Origin of the sequence: Herbaspirillum sp. UBA812 (assembly GCF_002296545.1) — a bacterium.
Classification (GTDB): domain Bacteria; phylum Pseudomonadota; class Gammaproteobacteria; order Burkholderiales; family Burkholderiaceae_D; genus Herbaspirillum; species Herbaspirillum huttiense.
This window is the reverse complement of the sequence record NZ_DBIC01000094.1, coordinates 1,857-7,760: the sequence shown is the minus strand read 5'-3', so window position 1 is coordinate 7,760 and position 5,904 is coordinate 1,857. Positions and strand designations below refer to the sequence as shown.

At 63.3% G+C, this 5,904-nt stretch carries 4 protein-coding genes; 1 reads left to right on the top strand and 3 read right to left on the bottom strand.

The window, feature by feature from the left end:
• Positions 1–449 precede the first annotated feature (449 nt).
• On the top strand, positions 450–2,045 hold the full coding sequence (locus B3873_RS06190; protein WP_286864678.1) for an FMN-binding glutamate synthase family protein: 1,596 nt from the start codon (positions 450–452) through the stop codon (positions 2,043–2,045).
• 106 nt (positions 2,046–2,151) lie between these two features.
• On the opposite strand, the gene B3873_RS06185 is transcribed toward B3873_RS06190, so the two are convergent.
• From B3873_RS06185 to alaS, 3 genes are all read right to left on the bottom strand, one after another.
• Positions 2,152–2,388, bottom strand: coding sequence for a sulfurtransferase TusA family protein (locus B3873_RS06185; protein WP_013235553.1), 237 nt, complete (start codon positions 2,386–2,388; stop codon positions 2,152–2,154).
• A gap of 156 nt (positions 2,389–2,544) precedes the next feature.
• Positions 2,545–3,099 carry an NUDIX domain-containing protein gene (locus tag B3873_RS06180; protein ID WP_286864673.1) on the bottom strand — a complete coding sequence of 185 codons (555 nt, stop codon included), beginning with the start codon at positions 3,097–3,099 and terminating at the stop codon, positions 2,545–2,547.
• A gap of 27 nt (positions 3,100–3,126) precedes the next feature.
• The gene (gene alaS, locus B3873_RS06175) at positions 3,127–5,751 is read right to left on the bottom strand and encodes an alanine--tRNA ligase (RefSeq protein ID WP_286864672.1); all 2,625 of its coding nucleotides are present in this window, start codon (positions 5,749–5,751) and stop codon (positions 3,127–3,129) included.
• Positions 5,752–5,904: the final 153 nt, after the last annotated feature.

The window sequence follows — 5,904 nt, the reverse complement described above, 5'->3', positions numbered from 1 at the left end:
TGGCCAGCAGCGACTCCAGCAGGCGCGGCGGGCGCGCCATGTCCAGCACCGCCTGGCTCTGCGCGGCATCCTGGCGGCACAGCGCCCGCGCCGCAGGGCGCGAAGAGGAGGAAGAGGCCGCCGATGCGCCTCGTGAAGCAACTGTTTTCATAACGACATCGTGTCTCCGGCCTCGGACAAGCAGGCGCGCTGTGATAGTGGAGTTCATTGATGCACAGGGCAGCGGTTCCCCACGCTGCCTGGCAGGAAGATACGTCAAAGCAATAAGGATGCCACTGCGCAAGCAGCGGGCTTGCCGGGCAGTATCGCGGCCAGTCCCGCCAAATCGGCAGGAAAAACCCTTCACTTCGTCGCGCACGACTGTTGAGCCCGGGCGGTAGAATCCTTGCAAACCCGACCATGGCCTTCGGCCGGTGCCGGTTCCATCCTGACAACTAGCGGACTCTTCTATGCGGGCAAATCGGTATTTCGTGTTCTGGGCGGTGATCGCGCTGACCCTGGCCTTGGTGGTCCTGGCGGCGACCCATGGCATCGGCTGGGGGTGGCCGCTCATTCCCCTGGTCTTGAGCGTGGTCGGCGTCCACGATCTGGTGCAGCGGCGGCACGCCGTGTTGCGCAACTATCCGCTGATCGGCCACTTCCGCTTCATGTTCGAGGCCATCCGGCCGGAACTGCGCCAGTACTTCTTTGAAGATGAAATGGATGGCCGCCCCTTCTCCCGCAAGAAGCGCAGCGTCGTCTACCAGCGTGCCAAGGCCGATGTCGACAGCCGCCCCTTCGGCACCGAGCTGGACATGCAGCAGGCCGGCCATGAATGGATAGGCCATTCGCTCTCCCCGACCAAGATCGCCAGCCACGATTTCCGCGTGGTAGTCGGTGGCGACCGGGCACAGCCGTATTCGATGTCGGTCTTCAACGTCTCGGCCATGAGCTTCGGCTCGCTCTCGGCCAATGCCATCCGCGCCCTCAACCAGGGGGCGAAAAAAGGCAATTTTGCCCACGACACCGGCGAGGGTTCGGTCTCGGAATACCACCGCGAATTCGGCGGCGACCTGGTGTGGCAAATCGCCTCCGGCTACTTCGGCTGCCGCAACGCGGATGGCAGCTTCAATGAAGAAAAATTCACGGCCCAGGCGCAGTCGCCACAGATCAAGATGATCGAGGTGAAGTTGTCGCAAGGCGCCAAGCCCGGGCACGGCGGCGTGCTTCCGGCGGCCAAGATCACGCCGGAGATCGCCGCCACGCGCGGCATCCCGATGGGGGTGGATTGCATCTCGCCGGCCGTGCACTCGTCCTTCTCCACACCGGTCGGTCTGCTGGAATTCATTGAGAAGCTGCGCGGCCTCTCCGGCGGCAAGCCGGTCGGCATCAAGCTGTGCGTGGGCCATCCCTGGGAATTCTTCAGCATCGCCAAGGCCATGCTCAAGACCGGCATCGTGCCGGACTTCATCACGGTGGATGGCTCCGAAGGCGGCACCGGCGCGGCCCCGCTGGAATTCGTCGACCACGTGGGCATGCCGCTGCAGGAAGGCCTGGTGATGGTGCACAACACGCTGACCGGCATCGGCCTGCGCGACAAGGTCAGGATTGGTGCCAGCGGCAAGATCATCACCGCCTTCGACGTGGCGCGCACGCTGGCGCTGGGCGCGGACTGGTGCAATTCGGCGCGCGGGTTCATGTTCGCGCTGGGCTGCATCCAGTCGCAGAGCTGCCACACCGACCGCTGCCCCACGGGCGTGGCCACCCAGAACGCCCAGCGCGCCCGCGCCCTGGTGGTGCCGGACAAGGCCGAGCGCGTCTACCGCTTCCACCAGAGCACCCTGCATGCGCTGCAGGAGCTGGTACAGGCGGCCGGGCTGCCGCATACGTCGGCGCTGCGCCCGCATCACATCGTGCGGCGCATCAATGACCACGAGATCCAGCTCATGTCCAACGTGCTGAAATATCTGCAGCCCAACGATTTACTGGAAGGCAATTACCGCTATCGGGTCTATGAAAAGTTCTGGCCGATTGCTCGTGCCGAGAGCTTCCATCCGGAGCTGTAACGACAACTTCATTGATCGAAAGACAACAAAAAACCCGCAGTTCATCCGAGCTGCGGGTTTTTCAATGCTGCCAGCCTGATCTTTCCGGGATGGACAGGGATGCTGCTTATTTGCGCTTCATGAAGAAGATGAACTCGTGTTCATCATTCTGCGATTGCTCCAGCAGATCGTTGCCGGTCTGTTTGGCAAAGGCCTGGAAATCGCGCACCGAACCGGTATCGGTGGCGGTCACCCTGAGCACCTGCCCGCTGGCCATGTCGGCCAGGGCTTTCTTGGTCTTGAGGATGGGCAGCGGACAGTTCAGCCCGCGCGCATCAAGTTCCCGGTGAAATTGAATGGCCATTACTTCGACTCAAAATGGATCACGACGAAAACGATTTTACTGCAAAACGCGCCGAGTTGATGCATTGCACAAGTTCTGTTGTTTTCACCGCACTAGGCTTGTGCAAAAGCAAGAAAATCACGGCCCAAGATGGAACGCTGCGTCTTGACGGCACGCTTATTTCAGGACCTGCGGGGTTTCAATCGGCGAAGACGAACCGGCAAACTCGACATATTGCACCGGCAGTCCACGCTGGCGCATCCAGTCCGCCACCGCATGGCCGGTACCAGCCGGCCAGGGGCGCAGGTCTGCGGGTTCGCTCAGGCGGTATTCCAGCAGCTCCGGCGACAGCTTGATCGTGCCGCTCGCCTTCACGTAATACGCGATGATCAGCTCGTTCTTGCGCATGAATTCATAGACGCCGATCAGTTCGATCTGCTCGGCGTCCAGGTCGGTCTCTTCCTTCAGTTCGCGGGCGATCCCCTGTTCCGGGGTCTCGTCGCGTTCCATGAAACCGGTGATGAGCGCAAAGCGCCCTTCGGCCCAGGCGGCGTTGCGCGCAGTGAGCATCTTGCCGTCGATCTCCACCAGTGCAGCCAGCACCGGCAGGGGGTTGTCCCAATGCGTCCAGTGACCCTCGGGACAGGCCAGCCGGACCTTGCCGGCTTCGCCTTCATCGGCGCGCAGCACCAGCGATGCTGCGCAGACCGGGCAAAACTTGAATTCGCTCATGGGCGCTCCGGGCCAGGGTCTGTGGGATTACAGCTTGGCCTGGACCCAGCCCGCCACGCCTTGCAGCGCGCCCGGCAGGGCTGCCGGTTCGGTGCCGCCGGCCTGGGCCATGTCCGGACGGCCGCCACCCTTGCCGCCCACCTGCTGGGCGACGAAGTTGACCAGTTCACCGGCCTTGACCTTGGAGGTAGCATCGGCAGTGACGCCCGCGATCAGGCTGACCTTGCCATCCTTGACGCTGCCCAGCACGATGGCGGCGGTCTTGAGCTTGTCCTTCAACTTGTCCATGGTCTCGCGCAGGGTGGCGACGTCAGCGCCTTCCAGCGTAGCCGCCAGCACCTTGATGCCGTTGATGTCGACCGCCTGGTTGACCAGCTCGTCGCCCTGGCTGGAGGCCAGCTTGGATTTCAGCGAAGCCAGTTCCTTTTCCAGCGCCTTGACCTGGTCCTGGACCTGGCCGATGCGCGGCAGCAGTTCTTCCGGCTGGGTCTTGAGGGCTGCAGCGGCTTCGGCCACGCGGGTCGACAGCGACTGCACCAGCGCCAGCGCGCCTTCACCGGTGACGGCTTCGACACGGCGAATACCGGCGGCGACACCGCCTTCCGAGACGATCTTGAACAGGCCGATGTCACCGGTACGGGTGACGTGGGTACCGCCGCACAGTTCGGTGGAGGTACCGATGGAGAGCACGCGCACCTGGTCGCCGTACTTCTCGCCGAAGAGCGCCATGGCGCCAGCGGCAATCGCATCGTCGTAACCCATCAGCTGGGCGCCGGTGGCGACGTTGGCCAGCACTTCGCGGTTGACGATGTCTTCCACGCGGCGGATTTCGTCGGCGGTCATCGGGGCGTTGTGGCTGAAGTCGAAACGGGTCTTGTCGGCATCGACCAGCGAACCCTTCTGCGACACGTGCGAACCCAGCACTTCGCGCAGGGCCTTGTGCATCAGGTGGGTGGCCGAGTGGTTGCGCATGGTGCGGGCACGCTGATCGGCATCGACCTTGGCTTCGACAGCATCGCCGATGGCCAGGCTGCCCTTGATCAGTTGACCGTGATGGCCGAACACCTCGGCCTGGATCTTTTGCGTATCGGCCACGGCAAACAGGCCATTGGCCGCTTCCAGGGCACCGGCGTCACCCGACTGGCCGCCGGATTCGGCGTAGAACGGGGTGGTATCCAGCACCACGATGGCGTCCTGGCCGGCCTCGATCTTCTGCACCGGGCTGCCGGCCACATACAGGGCTACCACCTTGGCCGACTGCGCCAGCGATTCGTAACCGACGAAGCGGGTCTTGTCGCCGGTGTAGTCGATGGCAGCGGCCATCTTGAACTTGCCGGCGGCGCGGGCGGCGCTCTTCTGGCGTTCCATGGCGGCGGTGAAGCCGGCTTCATCCAGCTCGACATTGCGCTCGCGGCAGATGTCGGCGGTCAGGTCCAGCGGGAAGCCGTAGGTGTCGTACAGGGTGAAGGCGGTTTCGCCATCGAGCTTGCTGCTGTTGGAAGCCAGCGCGGCTTCCAGGATCTTCATGCCGTGTTCCAGCGTTTCGCCGAAACGTTCTTCTTCCTGCTTCAGGACCATCTCGACACGCTCGGCGGCTTCCGGCAGTTCCGGATAGGCTGCGCCCATCTGCACCACCAGGTCCTTGACCAGCTTGTGGAAGAAGGGCTTGGTCTGGCCCAGCTTGTGGCCATGACGCAGCGCGCGGCGGATGATGCGGCGCAGGACGTAGCCACGGCCTTCATTGCCGGGGATGACGCCGTCGACGATCAGGAAGGAGGTCGCACGGATGTGGTCGGCGATCACGCGCAGCGATGCGTTGGACAGGTCGCTGATGCCGGTTTCGCGGGCAGCGGCCTTGATGAGCGCCTGGAACAGGTCGATCTCGTAGTTGCTGTGCACGTGCTGCAGGATCGCGGCCAGGCGCTCCAGGCCCATGCCGGTATCCACGCAAGGGGCCGGCAGCGGGGTCAGGGTGTATTCGCCGGTGGCCGGATCGAGCTGGCGGTCGAACTGCATGAACACGTTGTTCCAGATCTCGATGTAGCGGTCGCCGTCGGCGTCGGGGCTGCCCGGGGGGCCGCCCCAGATGTCCGGACCGTGGTCGTAGAAGATTTCCGAGCAAGGACCGCAAGGGCCGGTCTCGGCCATCTGCCAGAAGTTGTCGGAGGCGTAGGGTGCGCCCTTGTTGTCGCCGATGCGCACCACGCGCTCCGGCGGCAGGCCGATTTCCTTGGTCCAGATGTCGTAGGCTTCATCGTCGGTCTGGTAGACGGTGGCCCACAGCTTGTCGGCCGGCAGGCCATAGACCTGGGTCAGCAGTTCCCAGGCCCACTTCAGCGATTCACGCTTGAAGTAGTCGCCGAAGGACCAGTTGCCCAGCATCTCGAAGAAGGTGTGGTGGCGCGCGGTGTAGCCGACGTTTTCCAGGTCGTTGTGCTTGCCGCCGGCGCGCAGGCAGCGCTGCACGGAGGCTGCGCGCACGTAATTGCGCTTGTCGGTACCCAGGAACACGTCCTTGAACTGAACCATGCCGGAATTGGTGAACAGCAGGGTCGGGTCATTGCCCGGCACCAGGCTGGAGGAACGGACGATGGTGTGTTCTTTGGATTCAAAGAATTTCAGAAACTTGTCGCGAATTTCGGCTGAGTTCATGTTCGAAGACGGATAAATGGGCCTGATGCCGCCGCTAACGCGCAGATCCGGCCCGGATGGGAGTCGGTGCAAAAAACGATTGCGAACCGATGATTATACGTGATCCCGGCCCGGATACGCAGGCTTGCCCGCCCCGCCGCAACGCCTTGCCTC